The 23,269-nt window shown below is 69.5% G+C and carries 23 protein-coding genes and 1 tRNA gene; 13 read left to right on the top strand and 11 right to left on the bottom strand.

The genetic code is table 11. The features are described 5' to 3' along the window. Positions 1–681 precede the first annotated feature (681 nt). Together KF941_RS00505 and KF941_RS28265 are read right to left on the bottom strand one after the other, a co-directional pair. Entirely contained in the window at positions 682–915 is a 234-nt protein-coding gene (locus KF941_RS00505; RefSeq protein ID WP_104492729.1) for a hypothetical protein, read from the bottom strand. Between the two features lie 3 nt (positions 916–918). After that, the gene (locus KF941_RS28265; protein WP_214272289.1) at positions 919–1,263 is read right to left on the bottom strand and encodes an Arc family DNA-binding protein; all 345 of its coding nucleotides are present in this window, start codon (positions 1,261–1,263) and stop codon (positions 919–921) included. Positions 1,264–1,596: 333 nt separating this feature from the next. Between KF941_RS28265 and KF941_RS00520 the strand changes: the two genes are divergently transcribed. The 5 genes from KF941_RS00520 to KF941_RS00540 all read left to right on the top strand — a co-directional run bounded on the left by KF941_RS00520 (position 1,597) and on the right by KF941_RS00540 (position 3,543). Further along, positions 1,597–1,827, top strand: a complete 231-nt coding sequence (locus KF941_RS00520; protein WP_214272291.1) for a hypothetical protein — start codon at positions 1,597–1,599, stop codon at positions 1,825–1,827. Then, a complete protein-coding gene (locus KF941_RS00525) occupies positions 1,824–2,030 on the top strand; it encodes a hypothetical protein (protein ID WP_214272292.1) in 207 nt (68 codons plus the stop codon). Before KF941_RS00520 ends, KF941_RS00525 begins: the two co-directional genes overlap by 4 nt. Positions 2,031–2,153: 123 nt before the next feature. Then, the gene (locus tag KF941_RS00530; protein ID WP_214272293.1) at positions 2,154–2,357 is read left to right on the top strand and encodes a hypothetical protein; all 204 of its coding nucleotides are present in this window, start codon (positions 2,154–2,156) and stop codon (positions 2,355–2,357) included. Beyond that, positions 2,354–3,373 (top strand): tyrosine-type recombinase/integrase, encoded by a 1,020-nt coding sequence (locus KF941_RS00535; protein ID WP_214272294.1) that lies wholly within the window; start codon positions 2,354–2,356, stop codon positions 3,371–3,373. Before KF941_RS00530 ends, KF941_RS00535 begins: the two co-directional genes overlap by 4 nt. Positions 3,374–3,469: 96 nt before the next feature. Continuing rightward, positions 3,470–3,543 (top strand) — tRNA-Cys (locus KF941_RS00540). A gap of 275 nt (positions 3,544–3,818) precedes the next feature. Here the strand turns inward: KF941_RS00540 and KF941_RS00545 are convergent. From KF941_RS00545 to KF941_RS00570, 6 genes are all read right to left on the bottom strand, one after another. Further along, positions 3,819–4,175 carry a DUF779 domain-containing protein gene (locus KF941_RS00545; protein ID WP_036757070.1) on the bottom strand — a complete coding sequence of 119 codons (357 nt, stop codon included), beginning with the start codon at positions 4,173–4,175 and terminating at the stop codon, positions 3,819–3,821. A gap of 2 nt (positions 4,176–4,177) precedes the next feature. Continuing rightward, positions 4,178–5,212: an alcohol dehydrogenase AdhP gene (adhP, locus tag KF941_RS00550; RefSeq protein ID WP_214272295.1), complete on the bottom strand. Its 1,035-nt coding sequence runs from the start codon at positions 5,210–5,212 to the stop codon at positions 4,178–4,180. A gap of 96 nt (positions 5,213–5,308) precedes the next feature. Next, complete coding sequence (gene adh / locus KF941_RS00555) at positions 5,309–6,835, bottom strand: aldehyde dehydrogenase (protein WP_072461760.1); 1,527 nt, start codon at positions 6,833–6,835, stop codon at positions 5,309–5,311. Between the two features lie 106 nt (positions 6,836–6,941). Beyond that, positions 6,942–7,940 carry a GAF domain-containing protein gene (locus KF941_RS00560; protein ID WP_036757076.1) on the bottom strand — a complete coding sequence of 333 codons (999 nt, stop codon included), beginning with the start codon at positions 7,938–7,940 and terminating at the stop codon, positions 6,942–6,944. Between the two features lie 125 nt (positions 7,941–8,065). Continuing rightward, the gene (locus KF941_RS00565) at positions 8,066–13,567 is read right to left on the bottom strand and encodes an alpha-2-macroglobulin family protein (protein WP_214272296.1); all 5,502 of its coding nucleotides are present in this window, start codon (positions 13,565–13,567) and stop codon (positions 8,066–8,068) included. A 57-nt stretch (positions 13,568–13,624) separates the two neighbouring features. Beyond that, on the bottom strand, positions 13,625–14,680 hold the full coding sequence (locus KF941_RS00570; protein ID WP_214272297.1) for a quinoprotein relay system zinc metallohydrolase 2: 1,056 nt from the start codon (positions 14,678–14,680) through the stop codon (positions 13,625–13,627). A gap of 138 nt (positions 14,681–14,818) precedes the next feature. On the opposite strand from KF941_RS00570, the gene pqqA reads away from it, so the two are divergent. The 6 genes from pqqA to KF941_RS00600 all read left to right on the top strand — a co-directional run bounded on the left by pqqA (position 14,819) and on the right by KF941_RS00600 (position 18,854). Then, positions 14,819–14,911, top strand: a complete 93-nt coding sequence (gene pqqA, locus KF941_RS00575; protein WP_036757082.1) for a pyrroloquinoline quinone precursor peptide PqqA — start codon at positions 14,819–14,821, stop codon at positions 14,909–14,911. 65 nt (positions 14,912–14,976) lie between these two features. Next, on the top strand, positions 14,977–15,867 hold the full coding sequence (gene pqqB, locus KF941_RS00580) for a pyrroloquinoline quinone biosynthesis protein PqqB (RefSeq protein ID WP_214272298.1): 891 nt from the start codon (positions 14,977–14,979) through the stop codon (positions 15,865–15,867). Then, entirely contained in the window at positions 15,864–16,658 is a 795-nt protein-coding gene (pqqC, locus tag KF941_RS00585) for a pyrroloquinoline-quinone synthase PqqC (RefSeq protein WP_214272299.1), read from the top strand. The genes pqqB and pqqC overlap by 4 nt, the downstream gene beginning before the upstream one ends. Beyond that, on the top strand, positions 16,655–16,954 hold the full coding sequence (pqqD, locus tag KF941_RS00590) for a pyrroloquinoline quinone biosynthesis peptide chaperone PqqD (RefSeq protein ID WP_036757092.1): 300 nt from the start codon (positions 16,655–16,657) through the stop codon (positions 16,952–16,954). Before pqqC ends, pqqD begins: the two co-directional genes overlap by 4 nt. Continuing rightward, positions 16,951–18,087 carry a pyrroloquinoline quinone biosynthesis protein PqqE gene (gene pqqE / locus KF941_RS00595; protein ID WP_052096009.1) on the top strand — a complete coding sequence of 379 codons (1,137 nt, stop codon included), beginning with the start codon at positions 16,951–16,953 and terminating at the stop codon, positions 18,085–18,087. The genes pqqD and pqqE overlap by 4 nt, the downstream gene beginning before the upstream one ends. Beyond that, the gene (locus KF941_RS00600) at positions 18,084–18,854 is read left to right on the top strand and encodes a quinoprotein dehydrogenase-associated SoxYZ-like carrier (protein ID WP_214272300.1); all 771 of its coding nucleotides are present in this window, start codon (positions 18,084–18,086) and stop codon (positions 18,852–18,854) included. The genes pqqE and KF941_RS00600 overlap by 4 nt, the downstream gene beginning before the upstream one ends. Here the strand turns inward: KF941_RS00600 and KF941_RS00605 are convergent. From KF941_RS00605 to KF941_RS00615, 3 genes are all read right to left on the bottom strand, one after another. After that, positions 18,842–19,432 carry an ATP-binding cassette domain-containing protein gene (locus KF941_RS00605; RefSeq protein WP_036757110.1) on the bottom strand — a complete coding sequence of 197 codons (591 nt, stop codon included), beginning with the start codon at positions 19,430–19,432 and terminating at the stop codon, positions 18,842–18,844. The genes KF941_RS00600 and KF941_RS00605 overlap by 13 nt on opposite strands. Then, on the bottom strand, positions 19,422–20,135 hold the full coding sequence (locus tag KF941_RS00610) for an ABC transporter permease subunit (protein ID WP_240540313.1): 714 nt from the start codon (positions 20,133–20,135) through the stop codon (positions 19,422–19,424). The genes KF941_RS00605 and KF941_RS00610 overlap by 11 nt, the downstream gene beginning before the upstream one ends. A 76-nt stretch (positions 20,136–20,211) precedes the next feature. Next, positions 20,212–21,189: an ABC transporter substrate-binding protein gene (locus KF941_RS00615; RefSeq protein WP_036757117.1), complete on the bottom strand. Its 978-nt coding sequence runs from the start codon at positions 21,187–21,189 to the stop codon at positions 20,212–20,214. A gap of 190 nt (positions 21,190–21,379) precedes the next feature. Between KF941_RS00615 and KF941_RS00620 the strand changes: the two genes are divergently transcribed. Continuing rightward, complete coding sequence (locus KF941_RS00620) at positions 21,380–22,090, top strand: response regulator transcription factor (protein ID WP_072461770.1); 711 nt, start codon at positions 21,380–21,382, stop codon at positions 22,088–22,090. Further along, complete coding sequence (locus KF941_RS00625) at positions 22,087–23,268, top strand: FIST N-terminal domain-containing protein (protein ID WP_214272302.1); 1,182 nt, start codon at positions 22,087–22,089, stop codon at positions 23,266–23,268. Before KF941_RS00620 ends, KF941_RS00625 begins: the two co-directional genes overlap by 4 nt. The last annotated feature ends 1 nt before the right edge of the window (position 23,269 follow it).

A 23,269-nucleotide genomic window follows, 5' to 3' on the forward strand; every position in this document is an offset into this window, starting at 1 on the left:
GACGCGAAGCAACCGCAAGTTTTGTTCGCCGCAGTGCAAGGCCGATGATCGCACCGACATGGAGCGCCTGGCACGAGGGCTAAGCAGAAAGCCACCGCGCGCCGGAAGAACCGGCCGAAAATGCGCCAACTGTGGGGATACTCTTCCCGAAAGCATGCGTGAGGGTGCGAGGTATTGCAGCACCGCATGCATATCTGCTGCGCAGACTCGGCGGCGCCTAGCGACGGTGGAGCCGCGGTTGTGCGATCATTGCGGTCAAAGCTTCAAGCCCGACAAGCCAAGCCGCCGGTTCTGTTGCCATCAGTGTTCGGTGGAGGCCACGAAACGGCACGGTGAGGTTGCATGCGCTCAATGCGGCGTGGTCTTCCGTGCCACCTCGGCGCGACAGCGGTTCTGTTCGCCGTCCTGCGTGGCGAAGCACAAGCACGCCACCGGAGTCTTGCGGTATTTTCCGCGCAAGCTGACCGCCAGGCTGGCTGACCGTATGTTTGCCGAGATGCGCCCCAAGCGCCCATATCGTCGGCGTCTCACGGCCGAGCGGTTCGATGCGATGCTTGGGCGGTGATCACTCGGCCGGGTGGTGCTTCTCGTGCTTCACTGCGCGCTCGTTGAGGCGCATGGCGACGTAGCCCACGGCGACCACGGTCAGCGGCATGGCGATGAAGGCAATGACGAACTCGCTCATTTCAGCCCTCCAAGGGTGCGTCTCGCCATCAAATGTAAGGCGACACAGGCAGAAATCCAACCGATTCCGCCCCCGAGCATGATCCACGCGGGCAGGCTCTCGCGCAAGTTGCTGATGTTATAGATATATCCGGCAACGGGTGTTGCGATGCCGACCGTGAAACAGGCCGTCGAGGCGCGGTCCAGCGCGTTCGCCAGCAGCTTCGTGCGCTCGTTGGGGATCAGGGTCATGGGTTAGTCGTCGGAGTCGGGCCTAGTTGGTCGAACCTTAAGCTTACGTCGAAGCTGGTTAAGGAAATCTATTGATCGTTCAAGCTCTTGCTTGAACGTATCCTCAATGATTTCGCTGCGCTCTGTCCAGTCTTCCATTCCCATCCTGCGAGCATCTTCAGGGCCTGCGCCCGCGCTGACCGCAAGTTCATAAGGCAGGTCCGCTTCAAGCCAATACTCCAGAGCCATGACGATTTCGGCGTTCATGCTTCTGTTGTTGCGCTCGGCGGCTTTCTTCAGGCGCTCTCGCATCCCGTCGGGCAGGCGCACCACGAACTTGTCTTGGTTCTGAGGGGATCGTTCGGACATAGTGGCAATGAGCCTTCATTTTTATGTTGACGCAAGTGGTGGCTATAAGCCATCAAGTGGCTATGAGCCACTATGAGGTTGATATGAAGACTTACCCCAGCAGGACGGCTGATCAGTATGTTGTGCGGTTCCCAGATGGAATGCGCGATGCCATCAAGAGGCGCGCCGCAGAGAACGGTCGTTCGATGAACGCTGAGATTGTGTTTCACCTGCGCCAGATTTTCGCGGCGGAGCGTGATGCACATGCTTCCCAATCCTAAAAAGAAAGAGACCGCTAGGGCGGCCACCCTGGCGGTCTCATGCAATCCCAATCTTCACAAAAGGATCTTGCCCATGAACATGGTGCAAACGTCGAACGAAATCAATCCCCGCAACGCGCATCATCTGAGCGATGCGCTGGACGAACTGGATCACGCCCGCGACCTCTGCCGGCTGATCCACTTCGCGATGGAGGGGCTGGACAAGCCGCGCGCCGCGGCGCTGCGCAGCGGTATCGAGTCGCTGGAAACGCGTCTGGATTGCGCCACGGAAAGCATTCGTTGGGCAAGGAGTGATGCGGCATGAACTCTGCGCTCGAAGCCTATCTTGCCGAACAGCAATCCCTTGCCTTGAAAGTTCGCTGCGCGGCAAGGGCGTTGGAGAACATGCTGGATGCCGGGTTCGGCGGCACGGAAGCGGCGTCGGAAATTGCCGGCCTCCTGGGTTCGCTGGCACATGATCTGCAGAACGCCCTTGACATCACCAACATCGAGAAGGTGGCGCCATGAAGCCCGTCATGTGGAAAATCGCGGTGCTGGGGCGGAAGCTCGGGCTCGATCTCAACTGGATTTTCGATCCGGTTGGAACGGCCCGGCAGGTCTGGGGTATCAGTAGCAGGGAGGACCGCTAGCATGAAGCACCGAACTCCGCTTCTTGCCTCCGAAAAGACTGCGGCTGAACTGCTGGACATGAAGCCGGCCGAGTTCCGCGCGCTGGTCAGATCAGGTCATCTTCCACCAGGCCGTGAAATCGCCCCTGGGTTGGAGCGATGGGACGCAGAGACCCTGCGCAGCGTCGGGCGCGGTGACGCCATCGAAGGGGGGATCGACTGGTGAGAAAAGCAGGCCGCAAGCCCTACGTTCGCGAGGTGAAACCGGGTTTTGTCTACTTCTATAGAGGCGGGAAATACCTGCATCGCTTCACAGCACCCGAGGGGACCGCTGAATTTGACCGCCAGTATTGGGAGGTCAGGACCGGCAAGACGATGGAAGCCAAGCGGTCCTGGGCGGCCGCCATTCAGATCCTTCGAGAGTCGGATCGGTGGGCGTCCAGATCGGCTCGATATCGACAGGATCTTGAGCCGGTCCTGACCTATCTGATTGAGAAGATCGGCAAGCGAGACGTGTCTAGGCTGACGCAAGCCGACATTTACGAGGCGATGGACAAGAACAAGCATCGGGTCCGTTTTGCCAACTACATTCCCGTCGCGATCAGCATGATCGCCAAGGAAGTTATCCGCCGGCGCTGGCTGGCGGATAACCCGGCCAAGGGCATTGAGCGATTGGCTGTCCCAAAGCATCGCCAGCAACCACATATCCCCTGGCCGGACACAGCGGTTGCCAAATGGCGAAAGGAGGCTGGGGCGCTGGAACTCCTGATCTTCGAGATCGGCGTGGGCAGCGTTCAGCGGCCAGGTGATTGGGTTGGCTTCACCTGGGGCGACTATGACCCGGCCGGCACAGGAACGCTAAGGCTGCGGCAGAACAAGGGCGACAAGCCGCTTGTCCTGCCCTGCACCGAGGCCCTGAAAGCCGCGCTGGATGCCGCGAAGGCCGCTCTGCCCTTCGCGCCTCTGCCGTCCCGGCACATCATCACCAAGCAGGACGGCAGCAAGATGGATTACCGACGCATGGCCGAGGTGATGCTGACCGAGCGGCGGCGCCTCGGGCTGGAGGCCTATGACCTGCATGCCCTGCGCTATCGCGGCGTGATGGAGCTTGCCTGGGCCGGCTGTGACGACGACGAGATCATGTCCTACAGCGGCCACAGCACCAAGGCCATGGTGCGGAAATACGCCGGTGAAGCCCGGCAGATCATGCGCGCTAAGCAGGCGCGAGCGAAGCGTTCCTGACCAAGGAACGGAACGGGACCAGAACAAGAAAGTGATAACCGGAATGATAACCCCCTTGACCCCGCGCCGCGAAAACCCTAGCAAACGCAAGGCTCCGGCGGGTTGGCGGAGAGGTTACGCAGCGGATTGCAAATCCGTGAAGACCGGTTCGATTCCGGTACCCGCCTCCAAGTCTTTTCAAGCTCTTGCGTTTTTCTTGCTGCTGCAAGCGCCACCTTCCGCCATCGCGGAAAGGTGCCCCCTTCGCAGCCGCGAACGCGCCTTCTTTCAGCCAAGCGCCCAGGGGCCGGGACGGAAAAAGGCGGGCCTGGGCCGGAGGAATGGAACATTCGCAGGCGCCGGACGGGCGGGCGCGTGCCTGCATGCTGCCGATCTTGCCGCAAGCGGCAGGGGGGCAGGGCGGGCGCACGGACGGCTTGGGGGAGGCCGTGCGCCCGCGCCGCGGTCAGAGCCGGCAGATCTCGGACCGCACCAGGAAGCGCCGCTCGCGCCCGTTGTCCAGGCTGAACATGCCGCCGCGGCCGGGCACCACGTCGATGACCAGGCGGGTGTGCTTCCAGGCTTCGTATTGGCTGGCCGAGATATAGAACGGCATGCCGCCGATCTCGCCCAGCTTCACGTCATGCTGGCCGATGCGGAAATCGCCCTGCGGATAGCACATGGGCGAAGACCCGTCGCAGCAGCCCCCGGACTGGTGGAACAGCACCGGCCCGTGATCGGCGACGATCTCGGCCAGAAGCGCCAGCGCGGCCGGGGTGGCATCGACCTGGTCCAGCCCCTCGGGATTGGCGACGGGTTCCATGTTCAGCCCGCCATGTCCAGCACCATGCGGCCCTCGATCTGGCCCTTGTGCATCTGGCCGAAGATGTCGTTGATATCCTCGAGCTTGGCGCGATGCACGGTCGCCTTGACCTTGCCCTCGCCGGCGAAATCCAGCGATTCCTGCAAGTCCAGCCGGGTGCCGACGATCGAGCCGCGCACGGTGATGCCGTTCAGCACCATGCCGAAGATGTCCAGCGGAAAGTCGCCCGGCGGCAGGCCGTTCAGCGCCACGGTGCCGCCGCGGGCGACCATGCCGATGGCCTGCTCGAACGCCTTGCGGCCCACGGCGGTGACCAGCACGCCCTGTGCGCCGCCGTCGGTCTGGCGCTTGATCGCGGCGGCCGGGTCGGGGTCGGTCGCGGCATTGACCGTCACCGTCGCGCCCAGCTTGCGCGCCAGCGCGAGCTTGTCGTCGTCGATGTCCACGGCGGCCACGTTCATCCCCATGGCCTTGGCATATTGCACCGCCATGTGGCCCAGCCCGCCGATGCCCGAGATCACCACCCAGTCTCCGGGCTTGGTATCGGTGACCTTCAGCCCCTTGTAGACCGTGACGCCCGCGCAAAGCACCGGGGCGATCTCGACGAAATCGACGTTCTTCGGCAGGTGGCCGACATAGTTCGGATCGGCCACGACATATTCGGCAAAGCCGCCGTTCACCGAATAGCCGGTGTTGAGCTGGCTTTCGCACAGCGTCTCCCAGCCGCCCAGGCAATGGCGGCAATGGCCGCAGGCGGTGTAGAGCCAGGGCACGCCGACGCGGTCGCCCTCCTTGACGTGCTTGACCCCGGCGCCCACGGCCGAGACGAAGCCCACGCCCTCGTGCCCCGGAATGAAGGGCGGGTTCGGCTTGACCGGCCAGTCGCCCTCGGCGGCGTGCAGGTCGGTGTGGCAGACGCCGGATGCCTGGATCTTCACCTGGATCATGCCGGGTCCGGGTTCGGGGACCGGCACCTCGTCGATGGTCAGCGGCTTGCCGAATGCGCGCACGACGGCGGCTTTCATGGTCTTGGCCATGAGAGGGAACTCCTTGCAGTTGCTCTTGGGGGAGGAAAGGGGAGGGGAAGGAAAGGGGTGTGCCGGGCGCGGGGTGACTCGCGCCCGGCCATTCCCTCAGAAGAAGCCCAGCTTCTTGGGGGAATAGCTGACCAGCATGTTCTTGGTCTGCTGATAGTGGTCCAGCATCATCTTGTGCGTCTCGCGCCCGATGCCCGACTGCTTGTAGCCGCCGAAGGCCGCATGGGCCGGATAGGCGTGGTAGCAGTTGGTCCAGACCCGGCCGGCCTTGATGCCGCGGCCCATCCGGTAGCAGGTGTTGGCGTCGCGCGACCACACCCCGGCGCCCAGGCCGTAAAGCGTGTCGTTGGCGATCTCCAGCGCCTCGGCCTCGTCCTTGAAGGTCGTGACCGAGACCACGGGGCCGAAGATTTCCTCCTGGAAGATGCGCATCTTGTTGTGGCCGCGGAAGATCGTCGGCTCGATGTAATAGCCGCCCGACAGCTCGCCGCCCAGGTCGGCCGCCTTGCCGCCGGTCAGAACCTCGGCGCCTTCCTTCCTGCCGATGTCGAGATAGCTGAGGATCTTTTCCTTCTGCTCGCTCGACGCCTGGGCGCCGATCATGGTGTCGCTTTCGCGCGGGTCGCCCTGCTTGATCGCCTGCACGCGCTGGACGGCGCGTTCCATGAAGCGGTCATAGATCGATTCCTGGATCAGCACGCGCGACGGGCAGGTGCAGACCTCGCCCTGGTTCAACGCGAACATGGCAAAGCCTTCCAGCGCCTTGTCGAAGAAATCGTCGTCTTCGCGCGCCACGTCGGCAAAGAAGATGTTCGGCGACTTGCCGCCCAGCTCCAGCGTCACCGGGATCAGGTTCTCGCTGGCATATTGCATGATGAGGCGGCCGGTCGTCGTCTCGCCGGTGAAGGCGATCTTCGAGATGCGGTTGCTGGAGGCCAGGGGCTTGCCGGCCTCGAGCCCGAAGCCGTTGACGATGTTCAGCACGCCCGGCGGCAGCAGGTCGCCGATCAGGTTGGCCCAGACCATGATCCCGGCCGGGGTCTGCTCGGCCGGTTTCAGCACCACGCAATTGCCGGCGGCAATCGCGGGGGCCAGCTTCCAGCAGGCCATCAGCAGCGGGAAGTTCCAGGGGATGATCTGGCCCACCACGCCCAGCGGCTCGTGGAAGTGATAGGCGACGGTGTCGTTGTCGATCTGGCTGATCGAGCCTTCCTGCGCGCGCAGCACGCCGGCGAAATAGCGGAAATGGTCGATGGCCAGCGGCAGGTCGGCGGCCATGGTCTCGCGGATCGGCTTGCCGTTGTCCCAGGTCTCGGCGGTGGCCAGCAGCTCCAGGTTCCGCTCCATCCGGTCGGCGATCTTCAGCATGATGTTGGCGCGCTCGGCCGGGCTGGTCGCGCCCCATTTGTCCTTGGCGGCATGGGCGGCGTCCAGCGCCAGTTCGATGTCGCCGGCCTCCGAGCGCGCGATCTGGCCGATCTCGGCGCCGGTGATCGGGGTGGTGTTGGTGAAATACTTGCCCGAGACGGGCGCCACCCATTCGCCGCCGATGAAATTGTCATAGCGTTCCTCGAAGGGCAGCGCGTTCACGCCCCGGAAAGGATGCGTCTGATCGTTCGGCATGATGTTCCTCCTGTCAGCCCGGCTCCTCCAGCCGGTTGCACAAGAGCCTGTGCCCTGAGGCCCCCTGGGGTCAACGCGGGGTTTCGCGCCGCGGGGCCGATGTGTTTCAGGGGCGAGACAGTTTGCCGGGATTTTCGTCGATGCCCAGCCGCGCCATGCGGCGGTATAGCGTGGCGCGTCCCACCCCCAGCGCGCGGGCGGCGGCCGAGACATTGCCCTCGGCCCTGGCCAGGGCGCGAATCACGGCGGCGCGTTCGGCGCGCTCGAAGCCGGTCGCCTCGTCCTGCCGGCCCAGCAGGTCCGAGGCCGGGCGCGGGCGCAACTGCCCCTCTTTCTCAAGGCCGAAGGCGCGGCGGGCGGCGCGGTTGGCGCCGATGGCCAGGTCGTCCTTGTCCACGGCGAGCAAGAGCGTGCCGTCCTCGGTCCCCACGGCCTCGGGGGTGACGATGCGGGCGCCGGGGAACGAGACGCGGAAGAAGGCGGCCTCGATCGCCCGCGCGCTATGCGCGACCTGCGCCGCGATCAGCGCGTTCAGCCGCTCGGTATGGTCGGCGCGGGCAGAGCTGATGTCCAGCGCCGCGATCAGCCGCCCGTCCGGGCCCCAGATCGGCGCGTCCATGCAGGACAGCCCGGTGTTGCGGGCATAGAAATGCTCGTCGCGGTGGATCGTGACCTGCCGCCCCTCGGCCAGGCAGGTGCCGATGCCGTTGGTGCCCTGCACCTCCTCGGACCAGTCCATGCCGCGCCACAGCCCCCAGCCGCGGAAGGTGGCGGCGTCGCCCTGGCTCACGCGGTGTTCCAGCACGATGCCCTGCGCGTCGGTCAGCAGCAGGTTGCAGCCGGTCGGGCAGACCAGCTGGAACAGCTGGTCCAGCTGCGGCCGGGCGACGGCGATGAAGCGGTCCATGCGCTCGACCCGCTCGGACAGTTCGCGCTCGGTCAGGCGGCGGGGGTCGGGGGGGCGAGTCGGGTCCAGCCCGTGCTTGAGCATCGAGCGGCGCCAGCTTGCCGCCAGCCGGGTGACGGCGCCGGGCGATTGCGACGCCTGGACCACGCGATCTTCGTGGCGGGTTGCGCTGGGCGTTGCCGGGCGGGTCTCGGGCAAGGCGTCCTCCCTTCCTTACGCGATGGCGGGATATTGCCCGCCCCGGCGCTGCGGGGCAAGCAATGCTTTCGTGAAGCGCCCGCGACGAAACACCCCGGCCGCTTCGGGGCCGGGGTGCCGACGGTTCAGGGCGTGACGGTCACGGTGCCGCCGTCCGACCAGGCGCGGAACTCGGGGCGATACATGTCCTCGACGCTGGCGGCCGGGTGGCGGAACTCGCCCTGCGTCACCGCGCGGACGATATAGGCCAGCCGGAAGCTTTCGGCCGAGGTCCAGGTCAGCGCCGCGGCAAAGCGGTCGGCGCGGAACTCGGTCATCTCGGCCGCGGTCTCGCCCTCCAGCCAGTCCAGCGCCGAGACGTCGCCGGCGCGCAGCAGGTTGGGGTTGTCGATCTCCCACCCGGCGGGCAGGGGGTCGGCGACGACCAGCCGGCCGCCGCCCTCGGATTGCGGCGCGATCTCCAGCACCACGACCATGCGCGTGCCCTGCGGCAGCTGCGCGGGGTCCAGCGCCTCGCCCTGCAGGCTGTAATAGCGCCGCGCGATGGCATAGCCCTTGCCTCCGGCCGCGACCGGACCCGAGGGCTTGCCGGTCGCGGTCAGCGTCACCTCCAGCGCGCCCTCGCCGGTATTGGCGATGCTGGCATCGGGGGGCAGGCTGGCGACCGGCTGGGCCAGGGCCACCCCGTTCAGCGTCGCGGGCGGGGCCGCGCCGAACAGCGACTGCGCCGCCAGCACCGTCCAGACCGATTCCTGCGTGGACAGGCTGCGGCCGTCCTCTTGGGCCTGCGCGATGCGCTCGGCGATCTGGCTGGTCAGGTCGGTGGCATCGACGGCCTGCGTCCTCGCCTCGGCCGCCAGCGCCAGCACGGCGGTCGCGTCGCGCAGCCGGGTGCCGTAATCGGCGCGGAAGGCATGGGGCTCGGGCGCGCCCAGGTTCAGCAGGTTGCGCGCCTGCGCAAACATCCGGTCCGCCCGCCCCTGGTCGCCGTACGAGGCCAGCGCCGCCCCCAGGCTGGCCGCGCCCATGGGCGTCGAGAACGACCCGGCGGCGGTATCGGCGTAATAGCGCAAATCGCCCACCGTCGCCGCCCGCTCCCGCGCCAGCACCGCCAGCGCATAGGCCAGCGCCGCGTTTTCCTCGGCCGAGGCGGCGCCGGGTTCGGTGGCGTAATTGGCGCGGTTGCGCAGGTTGTCGATGGCCATGCGGAAGCCGGTCTCGGGCACCTGATGCCCCGCCGCCCGCGCCCGCGACAGGAAGTCGGTGACATAGGCTTCCAGCCACAGGTCGCCCGAATCGGCCGACCACAGCCCGAAACCGCCGTTCGAGCCCTGCCGGGTCAGGATCTGGGCGATCGCCTTGTCCACCTGTTCGGCCGCATCGCCGCCCTCGACCCCCTCGGCGGCGGCAAGGCCGGGCAGGTAGATCAGCGGCATCGCGCCCGAGGCCAGCTGCTCGGTGCAGCCATAGGGATAGCGCGCCAGCCGCATCAGCGCGCCGGCCACGTCCAGCCGGGCATAGGGGCCAAGCGCCGCCGTCACCTCGGCGCCCGGCAACAGGCCCTGCGTCAGGCTGGCGGGCACGGCCAGGCTTTGTCCCGGCTCGACGACCAGCCGGTCCTGGCGCTGGATGTCGGCCTCGTTCAGGGCGACGGGGACGGCGATGTCCTTGGTCAGTTCCTCGCCATCGGGCGTGGTCAGCACCAGCCGCAGGTTGGCGGTGCCAAGCGCCTCGGTCGCGGTGACGGGGATGTCCACCTGCGCCTCGGCTTTTTCGTCCAGCTGTACCTGGGGCTCCACCCAATAGGTCAGCCCGCCCTCGCCGCCGACCTGCGACAGCGCCAGCCGCATCTCTCCGGCCGGCCCCGAGGTATGGGTCAGCCGCAGGCCCAGCCGGGCGCTGTCGTTCGGGGCAAGGAAGGCGGGGGCGGTCACGGTCATCACCACCGGATCGCGCACCAGCACCGAGGCATCGGCCTGGCCCACGCCCTTTTCCGACCAGGCCACGGCCATCACCCGCAACTCGCCGTTGAAATCGCCCACCGGCACCTCGATGGTCGCGGTGCCGTCCGCGCCCAGCGTCACCGGGCCGGAAAACCAGCTCATCAGCTTTTCGGTCGGCGGCGGCGCCTCGGCATTGCCGGCAAGGCTGGCGTCGCCCCCCTCGCGCAGCGCGCCGTCCGGCGCCCCGGTCGGCAGGATCAGCCGGCCGTAAAGGTCGCGCAGCGCCACGCCCAGCCGGCGCTGGCCGAAGTAATGCTGCGACGGGTCCGGCGGCTGGAAGCGGGTCAGGTTCAGGATGCCTTGGTCGACGGCGGCGACGGTGGCGTGGACCGTCTCGCCCGCCGCGCCCTCGACCTTCAGCGTGACCGGGACGGTGCCGCGCGGGCGGGTTTCGGCCGGGGCTGTGATGCTGGCCGTCAGCTTGCGGTCGCCGGGATCGACGGCGGCATGGGCCAGGCCCAGGGCGCGCACCGGCTGGCGGTCGCCCGGCCGCGCCTCGCCCAGGGGGCGGATGGCGCTGACGGTGACATAGACCCCGGCGCCCCAATCGTCGGTCACGGGCAGGTCGATCTGGTTCTCGCCCGCCTTCAGCGCCATGGTCTGCATCGAGACCAGCCGGTTCGACAGCACCGAGACCAGGCCCAACCCGTCGCTCGCCGCCTCGACCCGGACCCGCGCCGTCTCGCCGCTGCGATAGGCGGGCTTGTCCAGCACCACCTGCAGCCGGTCCGGCGTCTCGGTTCCCGCATTGGCGACCGCGCCCCAGCCGGCATAGAACTGCGCCGAGCTTTGCCCGCCCTGGCCCGATGCCGGCTCGGCCACAAGCTCGTATTGGCCCCATTCGACCTGGGCGGCGATCTCGGCCGGGGCCTCGCCCGGCTCGGCCACGCCTTCGGCGATGCGGGTGCGGCTGGTGATCACCTCCCAGTTCCATTGCCCGCCCAGCGAATACCATTGGTAATCGGTGTCGATGCGGTTCAGCACCCAGCGCAGCGGCTCGGCCGCCGGCTTCAGGTCCGGGCCGACCGCGACCAGCGCGAAACGCGCCTCGCTGTTTTCGGATACCGTGTCGCCCTCGAACAGCGGGCGGATGCCCGCGACCGGGGCCTCGGGCATGACCACGCGCGACTCGCTGCGCTCGACCGGGCGGCCGGCGCCTTCGCGGATGTCCAGCACCACCTCGGCCTCGACCGGACGGGGGCCGAGCTGGGCGGCCTCCGGCAGGTCGATCTGCGCCTGGTAATGGCCTTGGGCATCGGTTGTGCCGGCGGGCAGGCTGTCCGTGACCGGCGCGCTGTCGTCGTCGTGGCGGCCAAAGACATAGCCGTCGAAGCCGCTCAGGCTGCGGGTCGGCGACAGGCGCAACTGCCCCTCGACCGGCAGGTTCGCGGCCGGGGCGCCGAACAGCCAATGCGCGTCAAGCGACAGCTCCAGCGTCGCGCCGGCGCGGGACGGGCCTTCGGGCAGGCGCGGGGTGAAGTCGATGCGCTCGGGCAGGAAATCCTCGACCAGCATCCGCGCGGTGGCCAGGGCCGGGCCGTCGGCCTCGGCGCGCAACTCCAGGCGCCAGGTGCCGCGCGGGGCGTTGCCGGGGATCTGCCAGGCGACCACGCTGCCGCCGGCGCCCGCGTCCCTTGCGGGCATGCGGGTGGCCTCGACCCCGTCGGGGCGCAGGATCACCGCGGTCAGCGGCAGGTTTTCCAGCGCGCGGGCATCGGCATCGCGGGCCAGCACGGTGGCGTTCACCGTCTCGCCCACGCGATAGGCGCCGCGGTCGGTGGTCACGAACAGGTCGATGGGCGGCGCGGGGGGCTGGCCCTCGACGCCGCGGTCCGACAGGTCGAACTCGGGGTCCGACAGCGACAGGAAGGCCATGTCGCGCGGTGCGCGCTCGGCGCCCTCGCCCTGCCATTCCGTCACCGTGACCAGCGCCGGCGCCGCGCCGTCGCGGCCCATGGCAAGCCCCGGCGCGAAATGCGCCAGGCCCTGGTCGTCGGTCACGGCGCGGGCCAGCACCTCGTTCGAGCGGCTGACCAGCGCCACCTCGGCCCCCGCCTTGGCGGCGGTATCGGCCAGGCTGCGCACCGCGACGGTCAGCCCGTCCGCGCCCGAGAAGGTCGAGATCCCGAAATCCGAGATCACGAACCATTGCGTCGCCAGCCCGGTATCCGAGATGTCCTGGTTCTGGATCCCGGCCTCGACGATATAGATGCCGGGTTCCAGCGGGCCGGCCTCGGCCGGGATGGAAAGGCTGGTGGTCAGTTCCTGGTTCAGCGTCTCCTGCCCCATGGGCCGGGCCACCTGCGCCGTGCCCTTCCAGACCTCGCGCGCCATGCGGTCGCCGAAATAATCGGCCTGCCAGCTGTCCAGGGGTTTGGCGAACATGTCCTCGGCCATGGCGCGGATCAGGTTGCGGTCGGAAATCCGCAGGAGCCGCAGGTCGATCACCTCGGCATTGACCGTGACCATCGCCAGCCGCTGGTCGCCCGAGGCGGGCAGCACATAGGCGCGGCCGGGAAAGCGGACCGAGGGCGCGCGGTCGCGGACATAGCCTTTCAGCGTCACGTCGCGGGCCAGCGTCTCGCCATCGGCCGAGGGCAGGCCGGCGCGCAGGGTCAGCTCGACCTCTTGCCCATGGGTCAGCCCGGCCACGCACAGCCGGTCGCCATCGGCCTCGACGGTCAGGTCGCGGCCGGGCAGGCGCAGGAATTGCGCGTAATCGGTGCCCTCGGCCAGGCTGCGCGACATCACCGCGCAGAACCGCGGCATCCGGCCTTCGGATTCGACCTGGGTGTCGGTGACGCGCAGCCCGTTGCGGGCCTGCGATTCCTCCAGCGCCTGGGCGATGGCATTGTCGCCCGGCGAAAGCTGCGCCGCCAGCCGCAGCGCCGGCAGCGCGTCGCGGCCGCGGTCCAGCCGCTCCCACGCCATGGCCAGCCAGGACAGCGCGCGGGCGGCCACCGCATCCTCGACCGCCCGCAGATAGCCGTTGATCGCCATCGAGGCGATGGATGCCGACGCCTCGCGGTCGTCCTGGTCGCTGACATAAAGCGTCAGCCGCGCCAGGTTGGTCCAGTCCTCGGCCCGGTCGTCGCGCGCCGCCAGCGAGGCCATGATCCGCGCCGCCCCGGCCAGGTTGCCGGCCCGTTCGGCCTCGGCGGCCTGGGCGCCAGCATCGCCCGGACCCAGCGCCGGATGCATGGCGGGAAACAGCCGCGCCTGGGTCCGGGCCGCCTCGCGGTCCTGCGCGCTGACGAAGGGCGCGGCGGCGGCGCGCGATTCGGCGCGCAGCCGCGTTTCGGCCGAAGCCGTCGCGACATGGCCCGAGATCGCGCCCGCGAATGCCGAGGGCGCGCCCGCATCGCCGCCCTTGGGAAAGCAGGCGCGGGAGCGCTGGTTATAGGTCAGCGCGCGGCAGTCGTCGTTGCCAAGGCACGCCTGCACGCAGGCTTGCAGCGTGGTGTCGAAGATCGGGCCCAGGTCGCCGCCGGGCAGGTCGGTATCGGCCTGCAGGGACAGCCGCCGCTCGGGCAGGGGCGCGTCGTCCTGCGCCAGCGCGCCGCCCGCGATAAGAAGCCCGCCCAGGGCTGCCGCGATGAAACCGTGCCAGACGGGACGTGCCATGGCCTTCCTCCTTCTGCGCTCGGCATAGTTGTGGCATCCGGGCGCGGGCGAGGCAATCTATTCCCATTCCAGCTCGGCATAGGCCGCGGCGGCATTGCGCGCCGTGGTGTCGCGGAAATCGGCCCAGCCCTCGGATACCGGCATCATCGCCGCGACGATGGCCGGGATCGCCCGCGACAGCGGCAGGCCGGCGCCGATCGCCTCGCGCGTGGCGTCGCGCAGCGCGGTCAGGTATTGCCGCGTCGGCGTCACCGCCTCGTCCCAGCTTTCCGCGACCGGGCCGTGGCCGGGCACGATCAGCGCCGGCTCGGGGTCGGGCTTGCGCCCGGTCCAGTCGAGCCAGCCGGCCAGCGAACCGTCGAGCGCGGGCGTCAGGCCCAGAAACACCAGATCGCCGGTGAAGAGCGTGGCGGTTTCCTCGTCCAGCACGGTCATGTCGCTGCCGGTATGGGCCGGCGGCACCGGCGTCAGCCGCAGCTGCCGGTCGCCCAAGGACAGCACCTGCGGCGCCGCGACGGTCTGGTCCACGCCGGCGATGCGCGTGCCGGCAAAGGCATCCTCGCCGATCTGGCGCGGGGTCGACAGCATCCAGCTTTCCGCGCGCCGCGCCACCGCCTCGGGCAGGCGGGCATCGGCGACGATGGTGGCGCCGGCCTCGGAAAACACCTCGGCGCCCAGGATGTGGTCGGGATGCATATGGGTCAGGATCAGGTGGCTGACCGGCTTGTCGGTGATCCGGCGGATGGCGGCGTAAAGCGCCTCGGCCTCGGCGCGGCTGCCGCCGGCGTCGATCACCGCCACGGTATAGCCGACGACAAAGGACAGGTTGGCGATCCGCCCGCGGTTCTGCCTTGAGATCTGCGCCATCGCGCCCTGATGCACATGCACGCCCGCCGCCACCTCCTGCACGCTCAGGGCGGGCAGTTCGGCGGTCTCGACGCAGCGCGGCCCGTCGCCGGTCAGTTCGGGATGCCGGGCCAGCCAGTCGCGGGCGATGGGGGCGGCGCGCTCTTCGCATTCCTGGCGCGTGGCGGCGTCGCCGGCGGGCAGCAGGCGCGGCTGGCAGGTGGCGGGCTGGGCCGCCAGGCAGGCGGCAAGGACCAGATGGAACATCCGCTTTCCTTTCGCGGCGCAAGGCTAACACAAGCCCGCGACCGGGACCATCTACGACCTTTGGCGTGTTGACTGGTGGCCCGGTCGGCTTAGCATCGAAACAGCCGCATTCCCGCGGTGTCTTGAGGAGGAGGTTATATGGCCTGGACCAAACCCGCGCCGAGGGAAATCGCCTGCGGCATGGAAATCAACATGTATGCCCCGGCCGAGGACGAGCCGGTCCTGTTCTAACCCGCCGGCGATATCCCCGGCCCGGCCCCCGGCCGACGGGGGCCGGGCCTGCCGGAGCCTTTCCCATGCGTATCGTGATTCTCGGCAGCGGCGCCGGTGGCGGCGTGCCGCAGTGGAACTGTGGCTGCCGCAATTGCGAGGCCGCGCGCGCAGGACGCATTCCCGCCATGAGCCAAAGCGGGATTGCCGTTTCCGCGAATGGCCGGGACTGGGCGCTGGTCAACGCCTCGCCCGACCTGCGCCAGCAACTGGCCGCGACGCCGGCGCTGCGGCCTGGGGGGCTGCGCGGCTCACCGATCCGCTCGGTGCTGGTGACGAATGGCGACATCGACCACGTCGCCGGTCTGCTGACCCTGCGCGAGGGGCAGGGGTTCGACCTGTTCGCCACGCCCGCGATCCATGACGTGCTGGCCGCCAACCCGATGCTGGCCGCGCTGGACCCGCGGCTGGTCGCCCGGCGCCCGGTGGCGCTGGAGCAGGACTTCGACCTGGCGCCCGGCCTGGTCGCGCGGCTTTTCGCCGTGCCGGGCAAGGTGCCGCTTTATCTGGAGGGCGAGCGGGTCGAGACCGAGCTGATGGGCGAGCAGACCGTGGGGGTCGAACTGGCCGCCGGCGGGCGGCGGGTGTTCTATATTCCCGGCTGCGCCTCGGTCCCCGGCTGGCTGCGCGACCGGATCGCCGGCGCGGATGCGCTGCTCTTCGACGGCACGCTGTGGACGGATGACGAGATGCTGCGCGCGGGCCTTGGGGCCAAGACCGGGCGGCGCATGGGCCATGTGCCGGTCTCGGGCCCCGGCGGCAGCCTGGAGGCGCTGCGCGACCTGGCGCTGGGTGCCCGCATCTACGTGCATCTGAACAATTCGAACCCGCTGGTCGATCCGGCCAGCCCCGAGCGTGCGCAGGCGCAGGCGGCGGGCTGGCAGGTCGGCCATGACGGAATGGAGATCGCGCCATGAAACTTGCCGACCACCGCGCCCAGACCCGCGCCGAGTTCCACGAGCGCCTGCGTCGCATCGGCGCCGAGTGCTATCACGACCGCCACCCGTTCCACAAACGCCTGCACGGCGGGGAATGCACGCCCGACGAGGTGCGGGCCTGGGTCGTCAACCGCTGGCAATACCAGTCGCGCATCCCGATGAAGGACGCAGCCTTCCTGTCCCGCGTCGAAGACCCGCAGCTGCGCCGCATCTGGCGCAGTCGCATCGAGGATCACGACGGCGGCGTCGATCAGGGCGGCGGCATCCGGCGCTGGCTGGCGCTGGCCCGCGCCGTCGGCCTCGACCCCGATTACGTCGCCAGCGGCGTGGGCGTGATGCCGGCGACCCGCTTTGCCGTCGATGCCTATGTCCGCTTCGTGCGCGACATGCCGCTGCTGGATGCCGTGGCCGCCAGCCTGACCGAGATGTTCGCGCCCAGGATCCATGCCGAGCGGATCGAGGGCCTGCTGAAGCATTACGATTTCGCCGACGACGCCAGCCTCGCCTATTTCCGCAACCGGCTGGCCGAGGCGCCGAAGGACGTGGAGTTCGGCCTGAACTACGTGCTGGACCGTGCCGATACGCTGGAACGGCAGGACGCGGCGGCGGCGGCGCTGGTCTTCAAGACCGACGTGCTTTGGGCGCAGCTCGATGCGCTGTGGCACGGCTATGTGCAGGGCAACATCCCCCCCGGCGCCTGGCGTCCGGGCGAGGGGCTGCTGGACGCGGCCATCCCCGAGCCGGTCCCCGAGGCCGCGGGGGCCTCATGAGCGCGGATCGCATCAGCGGCGCCGCGGTGCCCTATCTGCCGCGCGGGGTGCGGCTTCACGACGACCGCGTGCGCGGCATCCGCGTGCTGCTGGCGCCCGAGCGGGTGATCCAGCTCGACCCGGTGGGCCATGCGATCCTGTCGGAACTGGACGGCAGGCGCAGCCTGGCCGAGGTGATCGAGACGCTCTGCACCCGCTACGACGCGCCGGCCGAGCAGATCGAGGGCGACGTGCAGGAGTTCCTGCGCGGCCTGATCGACCGGCGCATGGTGTTCCTGGAGGGGGAGGCGGCATGAGAGACGATCCCGCCCCCCGCGACATCGACGGCAACCCGGTCCGCGTCGGCCTGCCCATGGCCATGCTGGCGGAACTGACGCATCGCTGCCCGCTGGCCTGCCCCTATTGCTCGAACCCGGTCGAGCTGACCCGCGCCAGCGCCGAGCTGAAGGCGGCCGAATGGGCGGATGTGTTCCGCCAGGCCGCCGATCTGGGCGTGTTGCAGGTGCATCTGTCGGGCGGCGAGCCCGCCTCGCGCCGCGACCTGGCCGAGATCGCCGCCGCGGCCCGCGACGCCGGGCTTTACGTCAACCTCATCACCTCGGGCATCGGGCTGACCGAGTCGCGGCTGCGCGAGCTGGACGGCGCGGTCGATCACGTCCAGCTGTCCCTGCAAGGCATCGACGCCGAGATGGCCGACTGGATCAGCGGCTATGGCGGCAGTTTCGCGCGCAAGATGCAGGTGGCGGAATGGGTCCGCGCCATCGGCTTTCCGCTGACGCTGAACGCGGTGGTGCATCGCCAGAACCTGGACCGCCTGCCCGAGATGATCGACCTGGCCGAGCGGCTCGGCTGCCGCCGCATCGAGGTGGCGACCGTGCAGTTCCATGGCTGGGCCGAGCTGAACCGCCTGCCGCTGATGCCGACCCAGGCCCAGGCGATCCGCGCGCGCGAGGTGGTGGACGCCGCCCGCCTGCGCTTGCAAGGCCGCATGGTCATCGACTATGTGCCCGCCGACCACTTGGCGGCCTTTCCGAAAAGCTGCATGGGCGGCTGGGGCTCGACCGGGCTGAACGTGGCGCCGGACGGCACCGTGCTGCCCTGCCACGCCGCCCAGACCATCAAGGGCCTGGCGTTCGAGAACGTGCGCGCGGTGCCGCTGGCCCGGATCTGGCACGACGGCGCGGCCTTCAACGCCTTTCGCGGCACCGGCTGGATGCCCGAGCCCTGCGCCTCCTGCGAGCGGCGCGAGATCGACTTCGGCGGCTGCCGCTGCCAGGCGATGGCGCTGGCGGGCGACGCGCGGGCGACCGATCCGGTCTGTTCGCGCTCCAGCCTGCACGCCCGGTTGCGCGCGGCGGCCGAGGCCGAGGCGGCGAGCGATTCGACCGTGCTGGTCTATCGCCGCATGACAAGGGAGAAACGGGGATGAGGCTGGCTTGCCTGCTTGCCGCGATGATGCTGGCGCCGGGGGCGCTGGCGGCCGAGGTCGCCAATCCCATGCAGCCCTCGGCCCTGTGGGAGGACATGCGGCTTGCCGTGATCGGCACCGATGAGGAGCCGTCGGTCGATCCGGCGGTCTTCGACCTCGACGCGCCGCCGCGGGCCGACAACCCGGCGCTGGTGCCGGTGCGCATCACCCAGCCGCCTGGCGCGCCGGCGATCCGGGCGCTGGCGCTGGTGGTGGACGGCAATCCCGCGCCGGTCGCGGCCGAGTTCACATTCGGCGAGGCGCTGATGCCGCTGGATTTCGAGGTGCGGGTGCGGGTGGACAATTATTCCGACCTGCGCGCCATCGCCACGCTGGCGGATGGGCGCAAGGTCATGGCCGGCCGCTTCGTGAAAGCCTCGGGCGGCTGCGCGGCCCCGGCCGGCAAAAGCATGGACGAGGTGCGCGCCAGCATGGGCGAGATGCGCTTTCGCGCGGCCGAGGAGGAGGGGCGGCAGGTCGGCACGCTGATGATCCGGCACCCGAATTTCTCGGGCCTGCAACGCGACCAGGTGACGCTGCTGACCATCCCGGCCGAGTTCATCCAGACGCTGGAGGTCAGGCAGGGCGATGCGGCCCTGTTCACCATGGAGGCCGGGATCTCGATTTCCGAAGACCCGGTGTTCCGCTTTGCCCATGCGCCGGGCGAGGGGCCGGTGACGGTCCATGCCGAGGATACCGAGGGCCGGGTCTGGGATCAGTCCTTCTGAAGCCGCGCCGGATCGCCGCCCAGATGCAGGGGGCGGGCGCCTAGCGCCGCCGCCTCGGCCGGGTCATGCGTGACCAGCACCAGCCCGGCGCCGCTGCGGGTCAGCAGCGCATCGGTCAGCGCCAGCATCCGCGCCGCCGTGTCCCCGTCCAGCGAGGCGAAGGGCTCGTCCATCAGCAGGATGTCCGGCCCGGCGGCAAAGGCGCGGGCCAGCGCCAGCCGCCGCTGCTGGCCCAGCGAAAGCTGGCGCGGGAACTTCGCCTCGTGCCCCGCCAGCCCGACCTGCGCCAGCCAGTCCCGCGCCGTGGCCGCGTCGCAGCCTGTCGGGATGGCGATGTTGCCGACCGCATCGCGCCAGGGCAGCAACACCGGCTCCTGGAACACCACGGCAAGGCGCTCGGCGCCCTCCAGCCGGCCGCGATAGTCCGCGTCGAGCCCGGCCAGGATGCGCAGCAGTGTCGATTTGCCGATGCCCGAGGGGCCCAGGATTGCCAGCCGCTCGCCGCGCGCGACCGCCAGCGCCAGCCGGCCCAGCACCTGCCGCGGGCCGAAGGACTTGGCCTCCAGCTCAAGCCGCATCCTGCCTCCAGCGGTTGGCGCGGCGCTCCCACGGCCGCAGCAGGATGAGGTCGATGGCCAGCATGACGGCGACGAAGGCCAGCGCCCAGGCCAGCACGCCGGTCACGTCGAAGCTGGAAAACAGCAGGTGGATCTTGAAGCCGACGCCGTTCGAGCGGCCCAGGAACTCGACCACCAGCACGATCTTCCAGATCAGCGAGATCCCGGCCCGCGCCGAGGCGGCGACGTGCGGCGCCAGCTGCGGCAGCACCACATGGCGCAGCCGCGCCCAGGGCCGCATGCGAAAGGCGCGGGCCATGTCGTCCAGGTCGGGGCGCAGCGCCCGCGTGCCTTCGCGGATCATCACCGTGACCACCGGGATCTTGTTCAGCGCGACGGCCAGGACGGCGGCGGTCTCGTTCAGCCCGATCCAGATATAGCACAGCACGATCACCACCAGCGCCGGCACGTTCAGCAGGATGATGAGGCCGGGGTTCAGCCATTGGTCGGCGCCGCGGCTGCGGCCCATCCACAGCCCCAGCGCCATGCCCGCCGCCATGGCCAGCGCGAAGCTCGCGACCACGCGGAACATCGTCATCCCGGCGTTGAACCACAGCTCTCCGGTCGCGGCCAGGCGCATGATGCGCGCGGCGACGTCCCAGGGCGCGGGCAGGGTCTGCGGCCGGTCGGTCAGCTGCGAGGCCAGGGTCCAGACCAGCAGCATGGCCAGGATCGACAGCACCCCCGGCACCAGGCCCGGACGCAACGCAGGGGGTTTCGGCGCTCCGGCCAAGGCAGGGCTACTCCGGCCACCAGAACAGGCCCTCGGGCAGGGCGGAAAGGCCGCCGGTCAATTCGTCGCCGCCCAGTTCCGCCATGGTGGCGAACATCCTTTGCGCGTTCGCGGCATCGACCGGGCCGGGGGCGGGGATGCCGGCGCGCCAGCCGGCCTTCAGCGCCTGGAACTCGGCCTCGTCACCGGCCTGCATGATCGGGCGCAGCTCGTCCCAGGCGGCATCGTCCTGGGCCAGCAGATCCTTGGCCGCGCGGGATGCGCGCGCCAACCCCGCCGCCAGCGCCGGGTTGGCCGCGATCCAGTCGTCGCGCAGCACATAGCCCAGAAGCGGCGTCGAGGGGTCGAGGCCCAGGTCGCCCGCCGCCGTCTCGACCGAGATGATCTCGCGCATGCCGCGCGCCTGCATCCGGGCCTGGAAATGCCAGAAGTTGATCGCGGCATCGACCTCGCCGGTCTCGGCGGCGTTCAGGATCATCGGCGGCGCGCCGAAGACCTGCTGCGTCACGTCGGCCAGATCCTCGCCCAGCTTCTCGCGCGACCAGGCGCGCAGGATCAGCCAGCTCTTGTCCACCGGCCCGCCGGCGATGCCGATCTTCTTGCCCCTGAGGTCGGCCAGCACCCGCACCGGGCTTTGCGCCGGCACCATCACGCCGCCCACGGCGGTCGAATAGGGCAGGAAGCGAAAGCCCGTGCCGCGCGCCCGCTGCTGCGCCACCCACAGCCAGTCCGAGACGATGGTATCGACCTCGGCCCCCTGCATGGCGACCTGGGTGGCGGGGTTGCCGGCCAGGATCATCGGCTGCAGCCGAAAGCCGTTGGCGGTGTCCAGGCCGCGCCTGCGGATCGTCTCGATCTCCCAGGTGACGGTGCCGTTTTCCAGCGTACCGATGCGGATGGCGGGGGTCTGGGCCAAGGCGGGCCGCGCCAGCCCGGCCAGGGCGGCGGCCCCCGCCAGCAGGGCGATTCTGCGGCTGAACGGCATGGTGATTTTCCCCCTTTGCCCCGGTCAAATTGCCATGTGCCTTGGTTTCGGCCAATACAACCGAAGTCGTAGCCCGAAACCCGCCCCGGCGTCCAACGGACTTGCGCCGGCGGGCGGCGGTCTTAAGATGGATGGATAAAGGCCGGAGCGCCAAGGCCCCGGCCCCTGTCGTTTCTTGGGGAGGAGAACGATGGCCTCAGCCGAAATGCAGTCGCAGGACCGCGTCGCATCGCCAAGGCTTTCCGCCGACCGCGTCCGCGAGATCCTGATCGTGGACGACCATCCGCTGATGTGCGACGCCCTGGCCCTGACGCTGAAGATCAGCTTCGGGCTCAGGAACGTGCGCACCGCCCGCAGCCTTGCCGCCGCGCTGGAACAGATCCGCAACCAGGGCGCGCCGGATGCGGTGATCCTGGACCTGAACCTGCCCGATGCCAGGGGCGCCGAGGGGCTGGTGACGCTGCGCCGCCAGATCCCGGATGTGCCGATCACCATGATCTCGGCCGATCTGGAAAACGCCATGATCTCGGCCGCGATGGCGGCGGGGGCGCAGGGCTATATCAGCAAGTCGCTGGGCCGCGAGGCGCTGGTGGACAGCCTGCGCCGCATGTGGGAGGGCGAGCGGGTGACGCCCGACAGCTACCAGCCCGACCATGCCGGCGCCGAGGACGCGGCCCGCGCCGAACTGGCCCGCCGCTTCGCCACGCTGACGCCGCAGCAGATGAAGATCCTGCGGCTGATCTGCCAGGGCAAGGCGAACAAGGAAATCAGCTACGAGCTGTCCATCGCCGAGGCGACGGTCAAGACCCACATCACCGCGATCATGTCCAAGATCAACGCCCGCCGCCGCACCCAGGCGGTGCTGCTGGCCAATAGCGTCAGGCTGTTCGAACCGGCATGAGCGCGGCCTCGCCCGAACCCTGGCCCGGCGCGCGGTCCGAGGCGCGGCCGGCCGTGCCGCCGCCCGCGCCCGTCGCCGTCTCGGTGCCGGCCGCCGGCGACGACACCGCCCGGCGCATCGCCGCGGCCATGGCGCCGCTGGACCCTGCGCTGGTGCTTTTGTTCGGCATGCCGGCCGAGGGGCTGCCCGCCCTGGGCGGCGCGCTGCGCGAGGCGCTGGGGCAGGGCTGCCGGGTCGTCGGCTGTTCCTCGGTCGGCGAGATCGGCCCCGGCGGCTATTGCGCGCAGACGGTGACGGCGCTGGGGTTTCCCTCGGCCAGCTTCCGGGTCGGGGTCTGCGTGCTGCGCGACCAGGCGCTGGTGCCGGTGTCGGAATGGATGGCGACGCTGCGCCGCTTTCACGGCGATTTCCGCCCCGACCTGCGCCGCTCCAGCTTCGGCGTGCTGCTGGCCGATGCGCTGGCCCGGCAGGAGGACGTGCTGACCGCGACGCTGGACGCGGCGATTCCCGGCCTGCCGATCGTCGGCGGCTCAAGCGCCGAGGGCATGGGCTTCGGCCCGACCTGCCAGATGGTCGATGGCGCCGCCCATCCCGGCGCGGCGCTGTTCCTGCTGGTCGAGACCGACCTGGCGGCGGCCGAGGTTTCCTTCCAGCATTTCAGCCCGACCGACCGGCGCGCGGTCGTCACCGCCGCCGACCGCCACAACCGCATCATCCTGGAGCTGAACGACGAGCCAGCGGCGCAGGAATATGCCCGGCTGGCCGGCATCCCGGTCGAGGCGCTGACCCCGACCGAATTCGCCCGCCATCCCTTGCTGCTGCGCACCGGCAAGCGCCATCACGTCCGCGCCATCCGTGCCATCACCCCCGAGGGCGGCCTGCAGCTTTTGTCCGGGATCGAGGCGGGCAGCATCCTGACGCTGGGCCGGGCCATGGACATGACCCGCGGCTTTGCCGAGGCGCTGGACGCGCTGCCGCGCCCGCCGCTGATGGTGCTGGGCTTCGACTGCGTGCTGCGGCGGCTGGCGCTGGAACGCGCCGGCATGGACGGGCAGATGTCGGAGCTTCTGGCGCGCTATCGCGTCGCCGGCTTCAACACCTATGGCGAGCAGCACAGCGGCATGCATGTGAACCAGACCTTCGTCGGCATGGCCCTGATGCCGCCCGCGCCGGGCTGAG

This window comes from Paracoccus sp. pheM1, from assembly GCF_018499825.1.
GTDB classification, from domain to species: domain Bacteria; phylum Pseudomonadota; class Alphaproteobacteria; order Rhodobacterales; family Rhodobacteraceae; genus Paracoccus; species Paracoccus versutus.

Excerpts from the sequence above, each read along its gene's own strand:
- adhP (WP_214272295.1), bottom strand. The coding sequence starts at position 5,212 with ATGGCCAAGACCATGAAAGCCGCCGTCGTGCGCGCATTCGGCAAGCCG.
- KF941_RS00520 (WP_214272291.1), top strand. The coding sequence starts at position 1,597 with ATGAACATGGTGCAAACGTCGAACGAAATCAATCCCCGCAACGCGCAT.
- KF941_RS00525 (WP_214272292.1), top strand. The coding sequence starts at position 1,824 with ATGAACTCTGCGCTCGAAGCCTATCTTGCCGAACAGCAATCCCTTGCC.
- KF941_RS00530 (WP_214272293.1), top strand. The coding sequence starts at position 2,154 with ATGAAGCACCGAACTCCGCTTCTTGCCTCCGAAAAGACTGCGGCTGAA.
- KF941_RS00600 (WP_214272300.1), top strand. The coding sequence starts at position 18,084 with ATGAGGCTGGCTTGCCTGCTTGCCGCGATGATGCTGGCGCCGGGGGCG.
- KF941_RS00615 (WP_036757117.1), bottom strand. The coding sequence starts at position 21,189 with ATGCCGTTCAGCCGCAGAATCGCCCTGCTGGCGGGGGCCGCCGCCCTG.
- pqqA (WP_036757082.1), top strand. The coding sequence starts at position 14,819 with ATGGCCTGGACCAAACCCGCGCCGAGGGAAATCGCCTGCGGCATGGAA.
- KF941_RS00610 (WP_240540313.1), bottom strand. The coding sequence starts at position 20,135 with ATGCTGCTGGTCTGGACCCTGGCCTCGCAGCTGACCGACCGGCCGCAG.
- KF941_RS00620 (WP_072461770.1), top strand. The coding sequence starts at position 21,380 with ATGGCCTCAGCCGAAATGCAGTCGCAGGACCGCGTCGCATCGCCAAGG.
- pqqC (WP_214272299.1), top strand. The coding sequence starts at position 15,864 with ATGAAACTTGCCGACCACCGCGCCCAGACCCGCGCCGAGTTCCACGAG.
- KF941_RS00545 (WP_036757070.1), bottom strand. The coding sequence starts at position 4,175 with ATGGAACCCGTCGCCAATCCCGAGGGGCTGGACCAGGTCGATGCCACC.
- pqqD (WP_036757092.1), top strand. The coding sequence starts at position 16,655 with ATGAGCGCGGATCGCATCAGCGGCGCCGCGGTGCCCTATCTGCCGCGC.
- KF941_RS00605 (WP_036757110.1), bottom strand. The coding sequence starts at position 19,432 with ATGCGGCTTGAGCTGGAGGCCAAGTCCTTCGGCCCGCGGCAGGTGCTG.
- KF941_RS00505 (WP_104492729.1), bottom strand. The coding sequence starts at position 915 with ATGACCCTGATCCCCAACGAGCGCACGAAGCTGCTGGCGAACGCGCTG.
- KF941_RS00625 (WP_214272302.1), top strand. The coding sequence starts at position 22,087 with ATGAGCGCGGCCTCGCCCGAACCCTGGCCCGGCGCGCGGTCCGAGGCG.
- adh (WP_072461760.1), bottom strand. The coding sequence starts at position 6,835 with ATGCCGAACGATCAGACGCATCCTTTCCGGGGCGTGAACGCGCTGCCC.
- KF941_RS00570 (WP_214272297.1), bottom strand. The coding sequence starts at position 14,680 with ATGTTCCATCTGGTCCTTGCCGCCTGCCTGGCGGCCCAGCCCGCCACC.
- pqqE (WP_052096009.1), top strand. The coding sequence starts at position 16,951 with ATGAGAGACGATCCCGCCCCCCGCGACATCGACGGCAACCCGGTCCGC.
- KF941_RS28265 (WP_214272289.1), bottom strand. The coding sequence starts at position 1,263 with ATGTCCGAACGATCCCCTCAGAACCAAGACAAGTTCGTGGTGCGCCTG.
- KF941_RS00565 (WP_214272296.1), bottom strand. The coding sequence starts at position 13,567 with ATGGCACGTCCCGTCTGGCACGGTTTCATCGCGGCAGCCCTGGGCGGG.
- pqqB (WP_214272298.1), top strand. The coding sequence starts at position 14,977 with ATGCGTATCGTGATTCTCGGCAGCGGCGCCGGTGGCGGCGTGCCGCAG.